We start from the raw sequence: 18,598 nt of genomic DNA on the forward strand, positions 1-18,598 counted from the left end.
CCCGTCCCCCCGACCTCGTGCCGGGGTCCACCATGCCCCGAGCGATTCCGCAGCCCTTAGCATGGTGCGCGCGGAGAGGTGGACCCCGGCACGAGGCCGGGGTGACTACCCCTCCGGGAAGCTCTCGTGCCCCGCGTTCGGCCACAGGAAATTGGTGTAGGTCAGCATCACGCTGAAGCTCAGCGATCGCACCTGATGCCACCAGCCGATCGGGATGTAGAGCAGGTCGCCCGCCGCCAGATCGACCGTGAAATGCCGCACCGCCTTGGCCGAGGGATAGTTCGCCAGCCGCGCCGGGTCCGCCAGATCGTGGACGTCGCTGAAGACGTGGCGGCGGTTGTGGAGCCGGCCCGTCTCGCTCGGCGGGGCGAGCAGGATGCGCTTGGTGCCGACGATCTGCGCCAGCAGATTGTTGGTGAGATCGAAATGGAGCGGGGTGAAGGTATCGGCCGGGCCGATCCACATCATGCCGGACGCCGGCGTCAGGTAGCGCGGCAGATCGCCCAAGTCGGCCATCAGCGGGGCGAGCGCGGCGCTGTTGCCGGCATTGTTGTAGGCGGTGATGTAGGCGTCGTTGCCGGGCTCGCGCGCGATCATCGCCATGTAGCGATCGAACGGCATCCGCTGGCGGTGGCGATCCTTGGCCAGCTCGAAATCCGCCGCCCCGCTGCGCCCGCCCTGATATTCGATCTCCGCCGCGCCGACCGTCTCGGCGAGATAGGCGGGCGTCCATTTCGCCAGCGCCGGCCAGCCCGCCATCGCGCCCCGGATCACGACCGGGCGGCCGGGAGCGTAGAAATGGTCGAGGAAATCGTCCGACGAGAGGCTTTCGACCACGGGCACGCCGCCGGTGCGGGGCGAGAGGGCGCGCTGGCGTTCGGCGACGTCCAGCGCCCATTCGCGCCGCCTGAGGGCCAGCGCGATCGCGGGATCGGGGCGCGGCGGCGGGGCGATCGGCGCGACGACGGGCGCGCCCGAGGGGCGACCGTCGAAGCCGAGCCCGCCCAGGGTCATCCGCATCCGCGCGTCGGCGAACTGGCCGGTGGTAAGGCGGGGCGGCTTGCTCATGTCGGGCGGCATGGGGGCCGAGTGTGACGGATCGATGACATCTTCCTTCGCCGGCCCGGCGATGCTCTAACCGCGCCATGCCGCTTTCCTCCGCTGTCGCGCTCGCCCTCCTCCTCGCCGCCCCCTCCCCTGCCACACCGCCGACGATCGCGGCGGTCGATCCGTTCATCGGCACGGGGGGCGAAGGGCACACCTTTCCCGGCGCGGTGGCGCCGTTCGGGATGGTGCAGTTGAGCCCGGATACCGACACCGGCTGCACGATCCGCGAATGTTACGGCCATGCGGCGGGCTATCGCTACGACGATCCGACCATCCAGGGTTTCAGCCACACGCATTTCTCCGGCGCGGGGCATAGCGATCTGGGCGACGTGCTGGTGATGCCGGTGGCGGGCGACGCCGTGCCGCTGGAGCCGGGCGACCCGAAGGTGGCGGGATCGGGCTATCGATCGCGCTTCCGGCACGCCGAAGAGACGGCGCGACCGGGCTATTATGCGGTGACGCTGGACGCTTCCGGCATCCGCGCCGAGATGACGGCAGGCACGCGGACGGGCGTGCATCGCTACGCCTTTCCGGCGGGCAAGGCGGCGCATCTGGTGCTCGACCTGCGATCGTCGCTCTACAATTATCCGGGCAAGATATTGTGGTCATCGCTGCGGCTGCGGCCGGACGGCACCCTGACCGGATCGCGCCAGACGCGCGGCTGGGCACCCGATCGGCAACTCTTCTTCGCCATGCGCTTCTCCGCGCCGCTGAAGGATCATGCCTTCGTCAGCACCGAGAAGGATGTGACGTACAAGGGCTTCCAGGGGCCGGGCCGCGGCAGCGAGGCGCTGGCCGAGAAACAGGGGCGGGCGCTGGTGGCGCGGCTCGATTTCGGGACGCTGGCGGCGCCGCTGGAGGTGAAGGTCGCGATCTCGTCGGTGGACGAGGCGGGCGCCATCGCCAATCTCGACAGCGAGCCGGGCGACTTCGCCGCCACCCTCGCCCGCACCACCGCCGCGTGGACCGAAGCGCTCGGCCGGGTCGAGATCGAGGCGGCGCCCGCGATGCGCGCGTCGGTCGCGACCGCGCTCTACCACAGCCTGATCGCGCCATCGGTCGCGGGCGATGTGGACGGGCGGTATCGCGGGCCGGACAACGCCGTCCACAAGGCGGAGGGCTATGATTTCCGCTCGACCTTCTCGCTGTGGGACACGTTCCGCGCCGAGCATCCGCTGCTCACCCTCGTCCAGCCAGAGGCGACCAACAGCGCGATCGTCCGCTCGCTGATCGATTCCGCCAGGGCGAGCCCCGACGGCATCCTGCCCGTCTGGCAATTCCACGGCCGCGAGACATGGACGATGATCGGCTATCATGCCGTCCCGGTGATCGCCGACGCCTACCTGAAAGGCATTGGTGGTTTCGACGCGGCGGCGGCGCTCGACGCGATGGTCGCGAGCGCGCGCTATGCCCCCTATGGCGGGCTCGGCGACTATATGAAGCTGGGTTACGTGCCGATCGATCGCGAGCCCGAGGCGGCGTCCAAGACGGTCGAATATGCCTATGACGACTGGACCATCGCGCGGATGGCCGGGGCGATGGGCAAGGCCGATGTGGCCGCCGATTTCACGAAGCGCGCGGGCTATTGGCGCAACAGCTTCGATGCCAGGACCGGCTTCGTCCGGGCGCGCAAGGCGGACGGCGCGTTCCGCACCCCGTTCGATCCGACCGCGATCAATTACGGATCGGATTATACCGAGGGCAATGCCTGGCAATATAGCTGGTTCGTGCCGCAGGATCAGGCCGGGCTGTTCCGGGCGATGGGCGGCGACAGGGCCGCCATCGCCAAGCTCGACGCGATGTTCGATTACGACAACAGCAAGATCGACTACAGCCATGCCGAGGATATCGCCGGGCTGATCGGCCAATATATCCACGGCAACGAGCCGAGCCATCACGTCGCCTATCTCTACAACCACGCCGGCGCGCCATGGCGGACGCAGGCGCGGCTGAAGCAGATCGTGGAGAGCCAGTATAAGCCCACCCCCGATGGCCTGTCGGGCAATGACGATCTCGGGCAGATGTCGGCGTGGCTGGTGTTCACCGCGCTCGGTTTCTACCCCGTGACGCCGGGTAGCCTGGAATATGCGATCGGGCGACCGTTCGTCGATCGGGCGAGCCTGACCCTGCCCAACGGCAAACGCTTCACGATCGTGGCCGAGGGGCTGGGCGAGGCGCGGCCCTATGTGGGCGCGGTGACGCTCAACGGCCGCCCCCTGCCCCGCAGCGTGATCCGGCATGAGGAGATCATGGCGGGTGGCGAACTGCGCTTCACCATGGCGGCCACCCCCAACAAGAGCTGGGCCAGCGCGCCGTCCGCGCGGCCGATGTCGATGAGCGGAGCGAAGTGATGATGGACCGGCGATTGTTTCTGGCAGGCGGGCTGCTCGCCGGCCCTGCCCTCGCCCGCAGCGTCACCCTGACCGATCCGGCGCTGGCCGCGCTGGAGGCGAAATCGGGCGGGCGGCTCGGCGTCGCGCTGCTGGATACCGGCAGCGGACGGATGACCGGCTATCGTCGGGACGAGCGCTTTCCGATGTGCAGCACGTTCAAGGCGCTGCTGGCGGCGGTGGTGCTGTCGCGGGTCGATCGCGGCGAGGAGCTGCTCGACCGGCAGGTGATGTACGGGCCGGCCGATCTGGTGACCTATTCGCCCGGCACCGCGCCGAACGCCGGCAAGGGCATGGCGATGGGCGACATCTGCGCGGCGGCGGTGACCTTGAGCGACAACAGCGCCGCCAATCTGATGCTGGCGAGCCTGGGCGGGCCGGAGGGCTTCACCCGTTTCGCCCGATCCCTGGGGGACACGGTGACCCGGCTCGACCGGATCGAGACGGCGCTCAACTCGGCGATCCCCGGCGATCCGCGCGACACCACCTCGCCGGCGGCGATGGCGCGGAGCCTGCGCGCGGTGCTGACCGGCCCGGCGCTGAAGCCGGCCAGCCGCGAGCAACTGGCCAAATGGATGATCGCCAACACCACCGGCGACGCCCGCATCCGCGCGGCGGCGCCGGCCGGCTGGCGGGTGGGCGACAAGACCGGCACGGGTGCCGTCGGCAGCACCGGCGACGTCGCGATCCTGTGGCCGCCCAAGGGCGCGCCGCTGGTGCTGGCGGTGTATGTGCATCAGGGGCCGGAGGGGACGGCCGAGCGCAACGCCTTGATCGCCGAGGCGGCGCGGATCATGTTGCCCGGCTGACCATTCCTCGTATTCTCCATCCGTCATCCCAGCGGCGCGTCGATCGTTTTCGGCGGTGTCGAGAACCATTTCGGGCCGGCGTCGGTCATGTGGAAGCAATCCTCGATGCGGACGCCGAAGCTGCCGGGGATGTAGAGGCCGGGCTCGTTGGAGAAGCACATGCCCGCCGCCAGCGGAGTCGCCTCGCCGTGGACGAGGTTGACCGGCTCGTGGCCGTCGAGGCCGATGCCATGGCCGGTGCGGTGCGACAGGCCGGGCCAGGCATAGCCGGGGCCGTAACCGAGGCTCTCGTAATAGCGGCGCACCTGATCGTCGACGGTGCCGGCGGGGGCGCCGATGCGGGCGGCCTCGAAGGCGATGTGCTGGCCATGGGCGACCTGCGCGAACACCTCGCGCTGGCGGGCGGTGGCGCCGCCGGGCACGAAGGTGCGCGACACGTCCGACTGATAGCCCTCGACCGCACAGCCGCAGTCCATCAGCACCACCTCGCCGGCCTTGGCGACCTGCGGCTCGCGCGACCCGTGGGGCAGCGCCGAGGCGGCGCCCATCAGCACCAGTGAGAACATCGTCTCACCGCCAAGCGCGCGGTTGGCGGCATCCATCATCTTCGTGACGTCGGCGGGGCTCATGCCGGGCGCGACGCGCGGGACGACATGGGCGTAGGCGGCGATGGTGATGTCGGTGGCGTGCTGCATCAGCGCGATCTCGGCCGGCGACTTCACCATGCGGCAGCCGCGCACGACCGGCGCGCCGGGGACGATGCGGGCATCGGGCAGCGCACGGGCGAGGCCGTCGCTGGCGAAGAAGCGCACCCGCTCCTCCATCGCCACCGGCTTCGTCGCCACGCCCCGGTCACGCAGGATGGCGGCGACGAGCTTCAGCGGATCCTCATCCTCCTGCCAGGTGCGGATTTCGGCGGGAATGACGAGCGTCTGGCGGACGGACGGCGCCTCGAAGAAGGGGGTGACGATCGCCGCATCACCCTCGGCCGGGATCACCACGGCGGTCAGCCGCTCGCTCAGCCCCCAGCGGACGCCGGTGAAATAGACCATGCTCGCCCCCGGCTCGATCAGCAGCGCGCCGATGCCGGCCGCGCGCATCAACCTTTGCGCCTTGGCGACGCGGGCGAGGCGTTCGGCGGGCGTGATTGCGGGCGGGCGGCCGGGCAGCGGGGCGAGATCGGTGGCGGGGGCGAGCGCGGCGGCGGGAAGCGCGAGGCCGGCGGCGGCGGCGGCGGCCGAGGCGATCAGGGTGCGGCGGGTGAGAGACGAGGGATGGATCATGCGGCTTTGTCGATCAACGATCACCGCGCGTCCAGTGGGTGGGGCTCGGCGGCGCCACCACCCCAATTGCGCTCCTGCCTCCGCAGGAGCACCGAACGCAAATCAGCCCGGATAATCCTCCGCCAGATCGCTGAACTTGGTGATCCGGTTCTCGAACTTCAGCTTCACCTTGCCGGTGGCGCCGTGGCGCTGCTTGGCGACAACCACCTCGGCCAGGCCGAAGGCGCGTTCCATGTCGCGCGCCCATTGGTCGTGCGCGTCGAAGGTCTTGGCGTCGTCGCCCTCCACCGGCCGCTTCGGCTCGCGCGAGGCGACGTAATAATCCTCGCGGTACACGAACAGCACGATATCCGCGTCCTGCTCGATCGATCCCGATTCGCGCAGATCGGACAGCTGCGGGCGCTTGTCCTCGCGCTGCTCCACCGCGCGGCTCAGCTGCGACAGCGCCATCACCGGCACGTTCAATTCCTTGGCGAGCTGCTTCAGGCCCCGGCTGATCTCCGAAATCTCCTGCACGCGATTGGATTCGCTCGATCCCTTGCCCGATCCCGACAGCAGCTGGAGATAATCGACCACGATGAAGCCGATGCCGCGCTGTCGCTTCAATCGGCGCGCGCGGGTGCGCAGCGCCGCGATCGAGAGGCCGGGGGTGTCGTCGATATAGAGCGGCAGCGATTCCAGCTCGGCGGCGGCGCGGGCGAGGTTGCGGAAATCCTGCTGGCTGATCTTGCCCATGCGCAGGTTTTCGGAGCTGATGTTCGATTGTTCGGACAGGATACGCGTCGCCAGCTGGTCGGCCGACATTTCGAGGCTGAAGAAGGCGACCCCCGCCCCCACCGACTTGGCGTCGTCGATCCCGTCCTCGCGGTCGCGGGTCAGGCGGCGGGCGGCGTTGAAGGCGATGTTGGTGGCAAGCGCCGTCTTGCCCATGCCGGGGCGGCCGGCGAGGATCAGAAGGTCCGAATGGTGCAGGCCGCCGATCTTGGCGTTGAGCGCGTCGAGCCCCGTGGTGATGCCCGAGACATGCCCGCCAGAATTGAGCGCGCGCTCGGCCGCCTCCACCGCGATGCGCGTCGCCTGGCCGAAGCTCTTGACCGATCCCTGCTCGCCGCCCTCTTCGGCCACGCGATACAACGCGATTTCGGCCTGCTCGATCTGGCCCTTGGGATCGACCTCGGCCGACGTGTCGATCGCCTTCTCGACCATGCCGCGGCCGACCCCGATCAGCTCGCGCAGCAGCGCCAGATCGTAGATCTGCTGGGCAAAGTCGCGCGCGCCGATCAGCGCCGCGCCGGAACCGGTCAGCTTGGCCAGATAGGCCGGGCCGCCCAGCTCCTTCATCTCCACGTCCGCTTCGAACAACGGGCGCAAAGTCACGGGATTGGCGACCATATTCTTGTCCACCATCCGCAGCACCGCTTCGTAGACGCGGCCATGCAGCGGCACATGGAAATGATCGGGCCGCAGCTTCACCTGCACATCCTCGGCTAGGCGATTGTCCACCATCAGCGCGCCCAGCAGCGCCGCCTCGGCCTCGACATTGTGGGGGAGCGCCTGCGGTTCTGCGGCGGCGGCGGGGACGGGAATGCGGATCGGTTCGGCCATGCGGGCCTCGTACCCCAATCGGCGGCGCGATGGGGGTGATTTGAGACGAACGCCGCAGATGGGGATGATGCTGTGGATAGTCGGGTATAGACCGGTGCACGCCCGCCTAGCCCCACGGCCCGGCTTGCGCTAACCCGTTGCCGTCATGGCCGATCCCCGCATCATCTCCGTCGATCTCGACGAGGGCACGATCCTGTGGCGCAACGCGGATGTCGAACAGGAACGGCGCATCGCCATCTTCGATCTGCTGGAGGGCAATCACTTCGCCCCGCAGCGCGCCTATCCGCAGGGCTATGCCGGCCCCTACCGCCTGTCGCTCCGCGTCGAGGAAGGGCGGCTGGCGATCGACATCTCGGCCGAGAGCGGCGAGCGGCTGGAGACCCTGGTCCTCGGCCTCGCCCGCTTCCGGCGGCCGATCAAGGATTATTTCGCGATCTGCGACAGCTACTTCCAGGCGATACGTCAGGCGACGGCGCAACAGATCGAGACGATCGACATGGCCCGGCGGGGCATCCACAACGAGGCGGCGGAGCTGCTCAAGGAACGGCTGGAGGGCAAGATCGACGTCGATTTCGCCACCGCGCGCCGCCTCTTCACGCTGATCTGCGTGCTGCACATTCGGGGATAGGGCGGGGATAGAGATGGTCGAAGTCGATCTGAACCACATGGCCGGGCGCGTCCTGATCGACCATGCCCGCGAGGCGGCGGCCAACGCCCATGCGCCTTACTCAAAATTCGCGGTCGGCGCCGCGCTGCTGATGGCCGACGGATCGATCGTGACCGGCACCAATTTCGAGAATGCCAGCTACGGGCTCAGCCTGTGCGCCGAAACGGTCGCGCTGGCCTCGGCCAATGTGCAGGGCAAGCTGCGCGAGGTGGTGGCGATCGGCATCATCGGCGGCGTGATGGACGGGCGCGGCGGCATCACCGGCCACGACCCGATCCGCCCCTGCGGCCGCTGCCGCCAGATCCTCAACGAAGCCGCCAGCCTCGCCGGCCGTGACCTGCCCGTCCATTGCGGCTCGGCCGACGGCGAGGTGGTCGAGCATCACATGCTATCCGCCCTCCTCCCCTACGCCTTCGGGCCGGGCGATCTGGGTATCGGTTAGGCCCACCCCCTCGCGCTCGGCCTCCCGGCATCGTCGAAGGAGGAACGGGATGGGCGGGATGCGATCGGAGAAGCCCTACGCCATCCCCGCCAGATGCCGCTGCCGCATCGCGTCGATCGGCACCAGCGCGCCCATTTCCTCGGCGTGCCAGAAGGTCCAGCCGTTGCACGAGGGCGCGCCTTGCAGGATCGCGCCCAGTTTGTGGATCGAGCCCTGCGATCCCTCGCCCGAAAGCGAGCCATCCACCTGCACCCGCACCCGCCAGCGCCGCTTGGCATCCGTCAGGATCGTGCCCGGCGGCACCATGCCGCTTTCCACCAGCAGGCCGAAGGCCACGCGCGGCTCGCTGCGCTTCTCGGGCATCACCGCCATCGCACTTTCGTCGAGCGGCAGGGTCGCGGCGATCCGCGCGCGTGCCGCCTTCACATAGGCGTCCTCGCGCTCGATGCCGATCCAGCGGCGGCCCAGCCGGCGCGCCACAGCACCCGTCGTGCCCGTGCCGAAGAAGGGATCGAGCACCACGTCGCCCGGCTTCGTCGCCGCCAGCAGCACGCGATAGAGCAGGGATTCGGGCTTCTGCGTCGGGTGGGTCTTGTGCCCCTCCTCGTCCTTCAGCCGCTCGCCGCCTGAACAGATCGGCAGGCTCCAGTCGGAGCGCATCTGCACATCGTCGTTCAGCCCCTTCATCGCGCGATAGTTGAAGGTGTAGCGCGCCTTCTCCGCCTTCGACGCCCAGATCAGCGTCTCATGGGCGTTGGTGAAGCGGGTGCCCTTGAAATTGGGCATCGGATTGGCCTTGCGCCAGATGATGTCGTTGAGGATCCAGAAGCCGGCGTCCTGGATCTGCGTGCCGACGCGGAAGATGTTGTGATAGCTGCCGATCACCCAGATCGTGCCGTCGTCCTTCAGGATGCGGCGCGCTTCCTTCAGCCAGGCGCGGGTGAAGCGATCGTAGATCTCGAACGTGTCGAACCGGTCCCACGCATCGGTCACCGCATCGACGCGCCCGCCCTCGGGCCGAAACAGGTCGCCGCCGAGTTGGAGATTATAGGGCGGATCGGCGAAGATCATGTCGATCGACTTGTCGGGCAGGCGCGCCATCGCCGCGACGCAATCCTCCTGGATGATCGTGTCGAGCGGCAGGGTCGCCAGTTTCGCCGGCTTCGCGGGCTTGGCGCGCGCGGTGCCGACCCTCTCCAATACGCCCATGTCGATCCCCTCCGCTGACTGCCTGACGCGCGGTGTGAATCCCCACGACTCGGCGGTCAAGCGCGCTTTTCGGGCGCGCGGACCTTGGGACAGCCCTGTGGATAAGTCCGGGAATCACCCCGACACATCATGTTGAGTCCGGCGATTCGCGCGGACTCAACGGGTGGTGGTGTGGCCCCCGGGACTCACCATCACAAACTATAGCCGCCATCGATCGAAAAGGTCGCGCCGGTCACCGTCGCGCAGGCATCGGACAGCAGGAAGCCGATCTGCGCGGCGACTTCCCCGGGTTTGGCGTAGCGGCCGGGCGGCCCCCCCGCCCGCCATCGCCGCCGACAGCACATCGCGATCCACATCGCACAGGATCAACCGTGCCGCCCCGGGCACCAGCGCCGCCTTGCCGGCGAACGGCGGGTCCAATTCGTTACGCACGGTCACATCATTCCCCAAAGGACGGGTTGAGCGATTGTTTCCATCCCGCTACATCGCCCGCAGAGCAACGATCGCAACAGGGGAAGAGCGATGGCCGACACGAGCGCCAAGGGTCAGATGAAGGCTCATGAGGGCACCTACGCCAGTTTCATCGGCCTGTTCAAATATGGCACGGTGGCCTGCGCGCTGATCGCGGCGCTGGTCGTTTTCCTGATCTCCCGCTGATCCGGGCCTAATCCCATGAAAATCGCCGTCCTCAAGGAGGGCGCGGCTGGCGAGCGCCGGGTTTCGGCGACGCCCGAGACCGTCAAGAAATTGACGGCGCTCGGCGCGAGCCTTGCCGTGGAAAGCGGGGCGGGTGCCACCGCCACGATCGCCGATGACGCTTATGCCGCCGCCGGTGCCACGATCGGCGATCGCGCCGCCGTGCTGGCCGATGCCGACATCATCCTGGGCGTACAGGGGCCGGAACCCGCGAGCATCGCCGGTGCCAAGGCCGGCGCCTGGCTGGTCGCGGGGCTCAACCCGTTCGGCGAGCGCGCCCGCGTCGATGCCTATGCCGCCGCCGGGCTGGAGGCGCTGGCGATGGAGTTCATGCCGCGCATCACCCGCGCGCAATCGATGGACATCCTGTCGTCGCAGTCCAACCTGTCGGGCTACAAGGCGGTGCTGGATGCGGCCGCCGAATATGGCCGCGCCTTCCCGATGATGATGACGGCGGCGGGCACGATCTCGGCGGCCAAGGCTTTCGTGATGGGCGTCGGCGTCGCCGGCCTCCAGGCCATCGCCACCGCCCGCCGGCTGGGCGCGCAGGTCTCCGCGACCGACGTGCGCGCCGCTACGAAAGAGCAGATCGAGAGCCTCGGCGCCAAGGCGATCTTCGTCGAGCAGGTCAAGGGCATCGAGGGCGAAGGCACCGGCGGCTACGCCACCGAAATGTCCGACGAATACAAGGCCGCGCAGGCCGCGCTGGTGTCGGGCCATATCGCCAAGCAGGATATCGTCATCACCACGGCCCTGATCCCCGGCCGCCCCGCCCCGCGCCTCATCACCGACGCGCAGATCGCGACGATGAAGCCGGGCTCGGTGATCGTCGATCTGGCGGTGGAGCAAGGCGGCAACGTCGAGGGTGCGGTCGCGGGCGAGGTGGTCGAGCGCCACGGCGTGAAGATCGTCGGCCACCGCAACGTGCCGAGCCGCCTCGCCGCCGACACATCGGCGCTGTTCGCCCGCAACCTCTACAACTTCCTCTCCGCCTTTTGGGACAAGGAAACCGGCAAGCCGATCCTCGACGACGAGATCGGCAACGCCATCCGCCTGACGAAGGACGGCAAGGTCGTGAACGAGAGGCTGCTGGGATGACGGGGACGGAAGTTCCTCCCCATGCCCCGCATGGGGAGGGGGACCAGCCGCAGGCTGGTGGAGGGGCTTCCACCGTGACGCGCGCGCGCCGTCTGCGTCGGGACCTCAGCCTGCCCGAAGGCCTGCTGTGGCAGCGCCTGCGCCGCCGCGCCGGCAGCGCGAAATTCCGGCGCCAACACCCACTGGGGCCTTACATCATCGACTTCTATTGCGCGGCCGCAAAGCTGGCGATCGAAGTCGATGGCGAAGCCCACAATCGTGGCACACGTCCACAACGCGATGCGGTTCGAGATGATTACATCCGCGCCCGGGGGCTAGATCTCCTTCACATCCGCGCGGATGAGGTGCTGGCCGATCCTGATGCGATCGCCGGCATCATCATCCGCACCGCATTGCCCCTCCACCGCCCTACGGGCGGTCCCCCTCCCCATGCTCCGCATGGGGAGGAACTTCACGGAGCCGTCTGATGGACTTCATCTCGATCCTGTCGATCTTCGTCATGGCCTGTTTCGTGGGCTATTATGTCGTCTGGTCGGTCACCCCGGCGCTGCACACGCCGCTGATGGCGGTCACCAACGCGATTTCGTCGGTCATCATCGTCGGCGCGCTGATCGCCAGCGCGGCGGCGGGGTCGGCGACGGCGAAATATCTTGGGCTGCTCGCGGTGGTGCTGGCCTCGGTCAACATCTTCGGCGGCTTCGCCGTCACCGAGCGGATGCTCGCCATGTACAAGAAGAAGGAGCGGAAGGGCTGAGAGCCTTTCCACACCAATCACGTCATCCCGGCGAAAGCCGGGATCTCCCGAAGTCGGGCGCGGGTCCGGCCTCACAAGACCCCAGCTTTCGCTGGGGTGACGAAGGTTTTTTAGGGGGTAACGGGGATGCATGAAGCGGTGAACCCTTGGGTGGCGCTGGCCTATCTGGTGGCGGGCGTGTGCTTCGTCCTGGCGCTGCGCGGCCTGTCGAGCCCGTCGACCAGCCGGCGCGGCAACCGCCTCGGCATCTTCGGCATGGCGCTGGCGGTGGGGACGACCTTGTTCACCCACGACATCGCCTCGCTGCCCGAAATCCTGATCGCCATCGCCATCGGCGGCGCGATCGGCTTCGTCACCGCGCGCAAGATCGCCATGACGGACATGCCGCAGCTCGTCGCCGCCTTCCACTCGCTGGTCGGCCTCGCCGCCGTGCTGGTGGCCGCCGCCGCCTTCCTCAACCCCGACGCCTTCGGCATCCTCGATGCCGCGACCGGCCACATCAACCCGGTCAGCCGCGTCGAGATGGGCCTCGGCGTCGCGATCGGCGCGATCACCTTCTCCGGCTCGGTCATCGCCTTCCTGAAACTGGCGGGCAAGATGTCGGGCAAGCCGATCATGCTGCCCGGCCGCCACGTCATCAACCTCGGCACGCTCGCCGCGATCCTCGCGCTCACCGTCTATTTCATCACCGACGACGCGCCGTGGGTGTTCTTCACCATCACCGCCTTGAGCTTCGTGATCGGCTTCCTGCTCATCATCCCGATCGGCGGCGCGGACATGCCCGTCGTCGTCTCGATGCTGAACAGCTATTCGGGCTGGGCCGCCGCCGCGATGGGCTTCACGCTCCACAATTCGGCGATGATCATCACCGGCGCGCTGGTGGGTTCCTCGGGCGCGATCCTCAGCTACATCATGTGCAAGGCGATGAACCGCAGCTTCATCAGCGTGATCGCGGGCGGCTTCGGCGGCGACAGCGGCTCAGGCCCCGCCGCCGCCGCGACCGACCGCCCGTGGAAGCGCGGCTCCGCCGAGGATGCCGCCTTCCTGATGAGCCAGGCCGAACAGGTCATCATCGTCCCCGGCTACGGCATGGCCGTCGCCCAGGCGCAGCACGCGCTGCGCGAAATGGGCGACACGCTGAAGGCGCAGGGCGTGAAGGTGAAATACGCCATCCACCCCGTCGCCGGCCGCATGCCCGGCCACATGAACGTGCTGCTCGCCGAAGCCAACGTCCCCTATGACGAGGTGTTCGAGCTGGAGGACATCAACAGCGAATTCGCGCAGAGCGACGTCGCGTTCGTGATCGGCGCCAACGACGTCACCAACCCGGCCGCCAAGACCGACAAGACCTCGCCGATCTACGGCATGCCGATCCTCGACGTGGAAAAGGCCAAGACCGTCCTCTTCATCAAGCGGTCGATGGGCGGCGTGGGCTATGCCGGCGTCGACAACGAAGTCTTCTACCGCGACAACACGATGATGCTGCTGGCCGACGCCAAGAAGATGGTCGAGGAAATCGTGAAGGCCATGAACCACTGATCGTGGCGGGGGCTGCCTGTAAGCCCTGCCCTAACCTAACCGTAGCCCCAGGCCTCCCGAGATCCCGGCCTGCGCCGGGATGGCCGTATAGGTCGCGGAGCCGCGCCCTAAATGGTCAGAAGTCCACCTTGTCGTAATGGTCCGGCGGCGCGATCACCTCCATCCGCTCGCCCAGCAGGGGGCGGAAGCTCGGCCGGCTCTTCAGCCCGGCATACCATTCCCGCGTCGAGCGATGCCCGCGCCAGTCGATCCCGCCCAGATAATCCGCGACCGAAATATGCGCCGCCCCCGCCAGATCGGCGAGGCTGAACAGCGGCCCGCCCAGCCAGCGGCGGTGATCGATCAGATAATCGACATAATCCAGATGCGTGTTCGCCCGCTTCATCGCCTCGCGCAGCTGCGCCGCGTCGGGCGACTTGCGGTGGACGAGGCGCTTTTCCATCCGCTCGTACAGCAAAGGCGCCACCACCTCGCGATAGAAGATCTGGTCGAACCACGCCACCAGCCGCCGCACCTCGGCGCGATCGGGCGCCTGGCCGGGGATCAGCGGCGCCTTGTCGATCGTCTCCTCGAAATATTCGCAGATCGCCGAGCTGTCGATCAGCGTCATCCCCGTATCGGGATCGCGCATCACCGGCGTCTGCGCGGCGGGGTTCATGTCGATGAATTCGTCCCGCTGCTCCCACGGCGATTCGCGGATCAGGCCATAGCCCACCCCCTTCTCGCCGAGCGCCAGGCGGACCTTGCGCGAGAAGGGGCAGAGCGGGAACTGGAAGAGTTGCCACATGGGTTAATCCTCTAGCCCCGGATCGCGCAGGGTCGCCAGTTTATTTCCATCGACGGATCGATCGTTGCTGGGGATAGAATGCAGGAACACCCGCCCCCGGAGACCGGCCCGATGAAGCGCATCCTGCTCGCCTGCACCCTGATCGCCGCGCCGCTGGCCGCGAAAACGGCGGTGGAGGAACGATCGATCACCCAGTTGCAGGACGATCTCACCACCGGCCGCACGACATCGGTGAAGCTGGTGAAGGCCTATTTCGATCGCATCGCGAAGCTCGACCGCGCCGGCCCGCACCTCAACAGCGTGATCGCGCTCAACCCCGATGCGCTGAAGGACGCCGCTGCCCGCGACGCCGCGCGCAAGGCCGGCCGGCCGCAAGGCCCCCTCTTCGGCGTGCCGATCCTGATAAAAGACAATATCGAGAGCCTCGAGCCCATCCCCACCACCGCCGGATCGCTCGCGCTCGCTGCCAACGTCACCCACCGCGACGCGCCCGTGGTCGCCCGCCTCCGCGCGGCCGGCGCGATCATCCTGGGCAAGACCAACCTCAGCGAATGGGCCAATTTCCGCTCGAACCGCTCGACCAGCGGGTGGAGCGGCGCGGGCGGCCTCACCCGCAACCCCTATGCCACCCGCCGCAGCGCCTGCGGCTCCTCCTCGGGCAGCGGCGCGGCGGCGGCGGCCAGCCTTGCGGCGGCGGCGATCGGCACCGAGACCGACGGCTCGGTCACCTGCCCCGCCGCGATCAACGGCCTCGTCGGGCTGAAGCCCACCGTCGGCCTCGTCTCGCGCAGCCGCATCATCCCCATCTCCCCCAGCCAGGACACCGCCGGCCCGATGACCCGCGACGTCCGCGACGCCGCCATTCTCCTCACCGCGATGGCCGGCACCGACCCGGCCGACCCCGCCACGGCGGAGGCCGACACCCGCAAGGCCGATTACCTCGCCGCGCTCGACCCCGCCGCGCTCACCGGCAAGCGCATCGGCGTGATGCGCTTCGCCGCCGGCTTCGATCCCGCCGTGGACGCGCTGTTCGCCACCGCGCTCGCCGATCTGAAGGCCGCCGGCGCCACCCTCGTCGAAATCCCCGCGCTCGACCGCACCGGCATGGGCGCGGCGGAAACCACGATCCTCCGCACCGAATTCGTCGAGGCCCTCAACGCCTATCTCGCCACCACGCCCCCGGCCGTCACCGCCCGCACGCTCGACCAGCTCATCGCCTTCAACACCGCCCACGCCGATCGCGAGATGCCCTGGTTTGGGCAGGAGACGTTCGAGAAAGCCGCCGCCACCAAGGGCACCCGATCCCCCGAATATCGCGCCGCGAAAGACACCGCCGCCCGCAAATCCCGCACCGAGGGCATCGACCGGATGCTCGCCACCGACACGCTCGACGCTTTGATCTTCCCCACCCTTGGCCCCAGCTGGACGATGGATCTCGTCGGCGGCGATCATTTCAACGGCGGCGGCGGCGGATCGCTCGCGGCGGTCGCGGGCTATCCGCACCTCACCGTGCCGATGGGGCAGGTAAAGGGCCTCCCCGTCGGCCTCTCCTTCATCGGCCCCGCCTGGTCCGAGGCGCGCCTCCTCGCCCTAGGCTACGCCTACGAAAAACGCACCCACCGCCGCCTGCCGCCGACTTATACGGAGGGGCCGTGAAGGCGTCCGTCTTAGACCGTAGCCCCTTAAAGCGGTCCGCCCGCAGCCCCCCCCTTTTTAGGGTATTCAATGATCAACCTTGATCCGTGTAGGCCATGACCAAACTAACGAGAAGCGTCAGTCCTGAAACTATAAGCCAACTTGCGATGATAGCTGTTTTGGAATTATTGGGAAAAGATTGGAGATACGTCCAGTATCCTACGTATCTATCTTGCCCAAGAGCTTTGGCCATTAAGAGGGAGAGCGGTAGGCTGATCGCCGGGCCTACCCAGATGAACCTCCAGTAGCTGAGGCTTCCGTCAAGTGCATCCGCGAGAGCAAGGCTGAGGAAGGGGCTTCCAGCCAAAAGGGCGACAAAGGCAGCGTATAAGGCTCGGTAGATTAGCATCATAGCAGGCCAATGACTGCCGTCCAACAAACCCGACCATTAGGCGTTATGCCGATGCCGGTCGTGCACGGAACCGCGACCTAATCCAAATATCTATCTTTCGAGGCCAATTCTCCAACCGTTCGTGTCGAGCGAAGTCGAGACACGTGGCGCGCGGGGCACATCCCTCGACTTCGCTCGGGACGAACGGCGTACGGGAACCTCCGATCACAACCCAAAGCCGTACCCACCTTGACCCGTCACCCCCCGCCCGTCACAAGCCGGGCCATGACGGATGCGGCTGACGACACGGGCATAGGCACGCTCTCCTTCGAGGAGGCGCTCAAGCGGCTGGAGACGATCGTCCACCGGCTGGAAAGCGGCGAGGCCTCGCTCGACGAGGCGATCACCCTCTATGGCGAGGGCGATCGGCTGCGCGCGCAATGCGAGGCGCGGCTGAAATCGGCCGAGGCGCGCATCGAGAAGATCGTGGCGGGCGGCGACGGCCGCGCGGGCGGCGTCCGCCCGTTCGACGAGGCATGAGTTCGGCCGTGGCGTCGATCGTCGACATGAACCTGAAGGCCGCGATGGAGCGCATCGCCGGCGAGATCGACGAGGGCTTCGATCGCCTCCTCGCCGTGCCCGACGACGGCCGCGCCCGCCTCTATGAAGCGATGCGCCATGCCGCGATCGGCGGCGGCAAGCGGCTGCGCCCGCTGCTCGTGGCGGCCGGCTGCAACCTGTTCCGCGTCGATCGCGGCAGCGCGATCCGCGTCGGCCTCGCGATCGAGGCGATCCACGTCTACAGCCTGATCCACGACGACATGCCCTGCATGGACGACGACGACATGCGGCGCGGCAAGCCCACCGTCCACCGCCTCTACGACGAGGCGACGGCGGTGCTGGCCGGCGACAGCCTCCACGCCCTCGCCTTCGAATGGCTGGTCGATCCCGCCACCCACGCCGATCCCTTCGTCCGCGCCGATCTGGTGGCGGAAATCGCCCGCGCCTCCGGCCCGGCGGGCATGGCCGGCGGCCAGATGATGGACCTCGCCGCCGAGGACGCCTCGTTCGACCTCACCGGCGTCACCCGGCTCCAGCAGCTCAAGACCGGCGCGCTGATCGGCGCCTGCCTGGAAAGCGCCGCCATCCTCGGCCACGTCCCGCCCGAAGGCCGCCGCCCTTTACGCGGCTATGCCCGCGACATCGGCCTCGCCTTCCAGATCGCCGACGATCTGCTCGACGTGGAGGGCGATGCCGAGGCGGCCGGCAAGGCCGTCGGCAAGGATGCCGCCGCCGGCAAGGCGACCTTCGTGTCGCTGCTCGGCGTCGAGCGCGCGCGCACCCAGGCGGCGATGCTGGTCGAGCAGGCGATCGGCCACCTCGCCAGCTTCGGCGCCGAGGCCGATCTCCTCCGCCAGATCGCCCGCTACATCATCGAACGCGATCGCTGATGCGCACGGCCGTCTATCCCGGCACCTTCGATCCGGTGACGCTCGGCCACCTCGACATCATCGCCCGCGCCGCCCGTCTGTTCGACCGGCTCGTGATCGGCGTCTCCACCAACCCCGGCAAGACGCCCCTCTTCTCGCTGGACGAGCGCATCGCCCTGATGGAGGCCGAATGCGCCGCCTTCGCGGGCGCGATCGTGGTCAAGCCTTTCGAGGGGCTGGTGACCAAATTCGCCGAGGCCGAAGGCGCCGTCGCGATCGTGCGCGGCCTGCGCAGCGGCACCGATTTCGATTACGAAAACCAGATGGCCCAGCTCAATCGCGGCATGGCCGGCACGGTGGAATCCGTCTTCCTGATGGCCGCCGCCGCCCTCCAGCCCGTCTCCTCCTCCTTCGTCCGCGAAATCGGCCGCATGGGCGGCGACATCGCCCCCCTGGTCACCGCCACGGTAGAACGCGCCGTCCTCGCCAAGCTCGGCCGCTGACCGTTCCTCCCCATGCGGAGCATGGGGAGGGGGACCGCCGCCAAAGGCGGTGGTGGAGGGGTATCCGCCCCACGCCGCCGTCATTGCGAGCACAGCGAAGCAATCCAGCCCCTCGGCCGCACGCCACCGTCGCGCAATACCCACCGTCACCCTGAACTCGTTTCAGGGTCCATCCCTCCCCACGTGCCGCCATCTCCAGCCGAGAGATGGATGCTGAAACAAGTTCAGCATGACGAATTCACTTGACAAATAG

At 68.1% G+C, this 18,598-nt stretch carries 19 protein-coding genes; 13 read left to right on the top strand and 6 right to left on the bottom strand.

Annotation, left to right across the window (positions count from 1 at the left end; all coding sequences use genetic code 11):
- Positions 1-105 precede the first annotated feature (105 nt).
- Positions 106-1,068, bottom strand: coding sequence for a cupin-like domain-containing protein (locus PQ455_RS08525; RefSeq protein WP_273690943.1), 963 nt, complete (start codon positions 1,066-1,068; stop codon positions 106-108).
- A gap of 77 nt (positions 1,069-1,145) precedes the next feature.
- On the opposite strand from PQ455_RS08525, the gene PQ455_RS08530 reads away from it, so the two are divergent.
- Positions 1,146-3,458: a GH92 family glycosyl hydrolase gene (locus tag PQ455_RS08530; protein WP_273690945.1), complete on the top strand. Its 2,313-nt coding sequence runs from the start codon at positions 1,146-1,148 to the stop codon at positions 3,456-3,458.
- 2 nt (positions 3,459-3,460) lie between these two features.
- A complete protein-coding gene (gene bla, locus PQ455_RS08535; protein WP_273690946.1) occupies positions 3,461-4,306 on the top strand; it encodes a class A beta-lactamase in 846 nt (281 codons plus the stop codon).
- 23 nt (positions 4,307-4,329) lie between these two features.
- Here the strand turns inward: bla and PQ455_RS08540 are convergent, their stop codons facing one another.
- Both PQ455_RS08540 and PQ455_RS08545 read right to left on the bottom strand, forming a co-directional pair.
- Entirely contained in the window at positions 4,330-5,589 is a 1,260-nt protein-coding gene (locus PQ455_RS08540) for a M24 family metallopeptidase (protein WP_273690947.1), read from the bottom strand.
- A gap of 102 nt (positions 5,590-5,691) precedes the next feature.
- Positions 5,692-7,194 (bottom strand): replicative DNA helicase, encoded by a 1,503-nt coding sequence (locus PQ455_RS08545; RefSeq protein WP_273690949.1) that lies wholly within the window; start codon positions 7,192-7,194, stop codon positions 5,692-5,694.
- Positions 7,195-7,339: 145 nt separating this feature from the next.
- Here PQ455_RS08545 and PQ455_RS08550 point away from each other — a divergent pair, with 145 nt between their 5' ends.
- Both PQ455_RS08550 and PQ455_RS08555 read left to right on the top strand, forming a co-directional pair.
- Entirely contained in the window at positions 7,340-7,822 is a 483-nt protein-coding gene (locus PQ455_RS08550) for a UPF0262 family protein (RefSeq protein WP_273690950.1), read from the top strand.
- Positions 7,823-7,835: 13 nt separating this feature from the next.
- On the top strand, positions 7,836-8,303 hold the full coding sequence (locus PQ455_RS08555) for a cytidine deaminase (protein ID WP_273690953.1): 468 nt from the start codon (positions 7,836-7,838) through the stop codon (positions 8,301-8,303).
- A 75-nt stretch (positions 8,304-8,378) separates the two neighbouring features.
- Here the strand turns inward: PQ455_RS08555 and PQ455_RS08560 are convergent, their stop codons facing one another.
- A complete protein-coding gene (locus PQ455_RS08560) occupies positions 8,379-9,512 on the bottom strand; it encodes a site-specific DNA-methyltransferase (protein WP_273690954.1) in 1,134 nt (377 codons plus the stop codon).
- 191 nt (positions 9,513-9,703) lie between these two features.
- Complete coding sequence (locus PQ455_RS08565) at positions 9,704-9,868, bottom strand: SDR family oxidoreductase (RefSeq protein WP_273690956.1); 165 nt, start codon at positions 9,866-9,868, stop codon at positions 9,704-9,706.
- 166 nt (positions 9,869-10,034) lie between these two features.
- Between PQ455_RS08565 and PQ455_RS08570 the strand changes: the two genes are divergently transcribed.
- The 5 genes from PQ455_RS08570 (at position 10,035) to PQ455_RS08590 (ending at position 13,599) form a co-directional block, all read left to right on the top strand.
- On the top strand, positions 10,035-10,169 hold the full coding sequence (locus PQ455_RS08570) for an aa3-type cytochrome c oxidase subunit IV (RefSeq protein WP_273690958.1): 135 nt from the start codon (positions 10,035-10,037) through the stop codon (positions 10,167-10,169).
- A 15-nt stretch (positions 10,170-10,184) separates the two neighbouring features.
- Positions 10,185-11,306, top strand: coding sequence for an NAD(P) transhydrogenase subunit alpha (locus PQ455_RS08575; protein ID WP_273690959.1), 1,122 nt, complete (start codon positions 10,185-10,187; stop codon positions 11,304-11,306).
- Between the two features lie 74 nt (positions 11,307-11,380).
- Positions 11,381-11,773 (top strand): endonuclease domain-containing protein, encoded by a 393-nt coding sequence (locus PQ455_RS08580; protein ID WP_273690962.1) that lies wholly within the window; start codon positions 11,381-11,383, stop codon positions 11,771-11,773.
- Complete coding sequence (locus PQ455_RS08585) at positions 11,773-12,060, top strand: NAD(P) transhydrogenase subunit alpha part 2 (RefSeq protein ID WP_273690964.1); 288 nt, start codon at positions 11,773-11,775, stop codon at positions 12,058-12,060. The genes PQ455_RS08580 and PQ455_RS08585 overlap by 1 nt, the downstream gene beginning before the upstream one ends.
- A gap of 126 nt (positions 12,061-12,186) precedes the next feature.
- On the top strand, positions 12,187-13,599 hold the full coding sequence (locus PQ455_RS08590) for an NAD(P)(+) transhydrogenase (Re/Si-specific) subunit beta (protein ID WP_273690966.1): 1,413 nt from the start codon (positions 12,187-12,189) through the stop codon (positions 13,597-13,599).
- A 115-nt stretch (positions 13,600-13,714) separates the two neighbouring features.
- Here PQ455_RS08590 and PQ455_RS08595 read toward each other — a convergent pair whose 3' ends face one another.
- The gene (locus tag PQ455_RS08595; protein ID WP_273690968.1) at positions 13,715-14,386 is read right to left on the bottom strand and encodes a glutathione S-transferase family protein; all 672 of its coding nucleotides are present in this window, start codon (positions 14,384-14,386) and stop codon (positions 13,715-13,717) included.
- A gap of 111 nt (positions 14,387-14,497) precedes the next feature.
- Between PQ455_RS08595 and PQ455_RS08600 the strand changes: the two genes are divergently transcribed.
- The 4 genes from PQ455_RS08600 (at position 14,498) to coaD (ending at position 18,345) form a co-directional block, all read left to right on the top strand.
- Positions 14,498-16,042 carry an amidase gene (locus PQ455_RS08600; protein WP_273690970.1) on the top strand — a complete coding sequence of 515 codons (1,545 nt, stop codon included), beginning with the start codon at positions 14,498-14,500 and terminating at the stop codon, positions 16,040-16,042.
- 655 nt (positions 16,043-16,697) lie between these two features.
- On the top strand, positions 16,698-16,952 hold the full coding sequence (locus PQ455_RS08605; protein WP_273690972.1) for an exodeoxyribonuclease VII small subunit: 255 nt from the start codon (positions 16,698-16,700) through the stop codon (positions 16,950-16,952).
- Positions 16,949-17,863 carry a polyprenyl synthetase family protein gene (locus tag PQ455_RS08610; protein ID WP_273690973.1) on the top strand — a complete coding sequence of 305 codons (915 nt, stop codon included), beginning with the start codon at positions 16,949-16,951 and terminating at the stop codon, positions 17,861-17,863. Before PQ455_RS08605 ends, PQ455_RS08610 begins: the two co-directional genes overlap by 4 nt.
- On the top strand, positions 17,863-18,345 hold the full coding sequence (gene coaD / locus PQ455_RS08615) for a pantetheine-phosphate adenylyltransferase (RefSeq protein WP_273690974.1): 483 nt from the start codon (positions 17,863-17,865) through the stop codon (positions 18,343-18,345). Before PQ455_RS08610 ends, coaD begins: the two co-directional genes overlap by 1 nt.
- The last annotated feature ends 253 nt before the right edge of the window (positions 18,346-18,598 follow it).

The organism is Sphingomonas naphthae, assembly GCF_028607085.1.
Taxonomy (GTDB): domain Bacteria; phylum Pseudomonadota; class Alphaproteobacteria; order Sphingomonadales; family Sphingomonadaceae; genus Sphingomonas_Q; species Sphingomonas_Q naphthae.

Coding starts and splice junctions, on each gene's coding strand:
- PQ455_RS08550 (WP_273690950.1), top strand. CDS start 7,340: ATGGCCGATCCCCGCATCATCTCCGTCGATCTCGACGAGGGCACGATC.
- PQ455_RS08560 (WP_273690954.1), bottom strand. CDS start 9,512: ATGGGCGTATTGGAGAGGGTCGGCACCGCGCGCGCCAAGCCCGCGAAG.
- PQ455_RS08610 (WP_273690973.1), top strand. CDS start 16,949: ATGAGTTCGGCCGTGGCGTCGATCGTCGACATGAACCTGAAGGCCGCG.
- PQ455_RS08525 (WP_273690943.1), bottom strand. CDS start 1,068: ATGAGCAAGCCGCCCCGCCTTACCACCGGCCAGTTCGCCGACGCGCGG.
- PQ455_RS08600 (WP_273690970.1), top strand. CDS start 14,498: ATGAAGCGCATCCTGCTCGCCTGCACCCTGATCGCCGCGCCGCTGGCC.
- PQ455_RS08570 (WP_273690958.1), top strand. CDS start 10,035: ATGGCCGACACGAGCGCCAAGGGTCAGATGAAGGCTCATGAGGGCACC.
- PQ455_RS08540 (WP_273690947.1), bottom strand. CDS start 5,589: ATGATCCATCCCTCGTCTCTCACCCGCCGCACCCTGATCGCCTCGGCC.
- PQ455_RS08555 (WP_273690953.1), top strand. CDS start 7,836: ATGGTCGAAGTCGATCTGAACCACATGGCCGGGCGCGTCCTGATCGAC.
- PQ455_RS08605 (WP_273690972.1), top strand. CDS start 16,698: ATGACGGATGCGGCTGACGACACGGGCATAGGCACGCTCTCCTTCGAG.
- PQ455_RS08545 (WP_273690949.1), bottom strand. CDS start 7,194: ATGGCCGAACCGATCCGCATTCCCGTCCCCGCCGCCGCCGCAGAACCG.
- PQ455_RS08595 (WP_273690968.1), bottom strand. CDS start 14,386: ATGTGGCAACTCTTCCAGTTCCCGCTCTGCCCCTTCTCGCGCAAGGTC.
- PQ455_RS08585 (WP_273690964.1), top strand. CDS start 11,773: ATGGACTTCATCTCGATCCTGTCGATCTTCGTCATGGCCTGTTTCGTG.
- bla (WP_273690946.1), top strand. CDS start 3,461: ATGGACCGGCGATTGTTTCTGGCAGGCGGGCTGCTCGCCGGCCCTGCC.
- PQ455_RS08530 (WP_273690945.1), top strand. CDS start 1,146: ATGCCGCTTTCCTCCGCTGTCGCGCTCGCCCTCCTCCTCGCCGCCCCC.
- coaD (WP_273690974.1), top strand. CDS start 17,863: ATGCGCACGGCCGTCTATCCCGGCACCTTCGATCCGGTGACGCTCGGC.
- PQ455_RS08590 (WP_273690966.1), top strand. CDS start 12,187: ATGCATGAAGCGGTGAACCCTTGGGTGGCGCTGGCCTATCTGGTGGCG.
- PQ455_RS08575 (WP_273690959.1), top strand. CDS start 10,185: ATGAAAATCGCCGTCCTCAAGGAGGGCGCGGCTGGCGAGCGCCGGGTT.
- PQ455_RS08565 (WP_273690956.1), bottom strand. CDS start 9,868: ATGTGGATCGCGATGTGCTGTCGGCGGCGATGGCGGGCGGGGGGGCCG.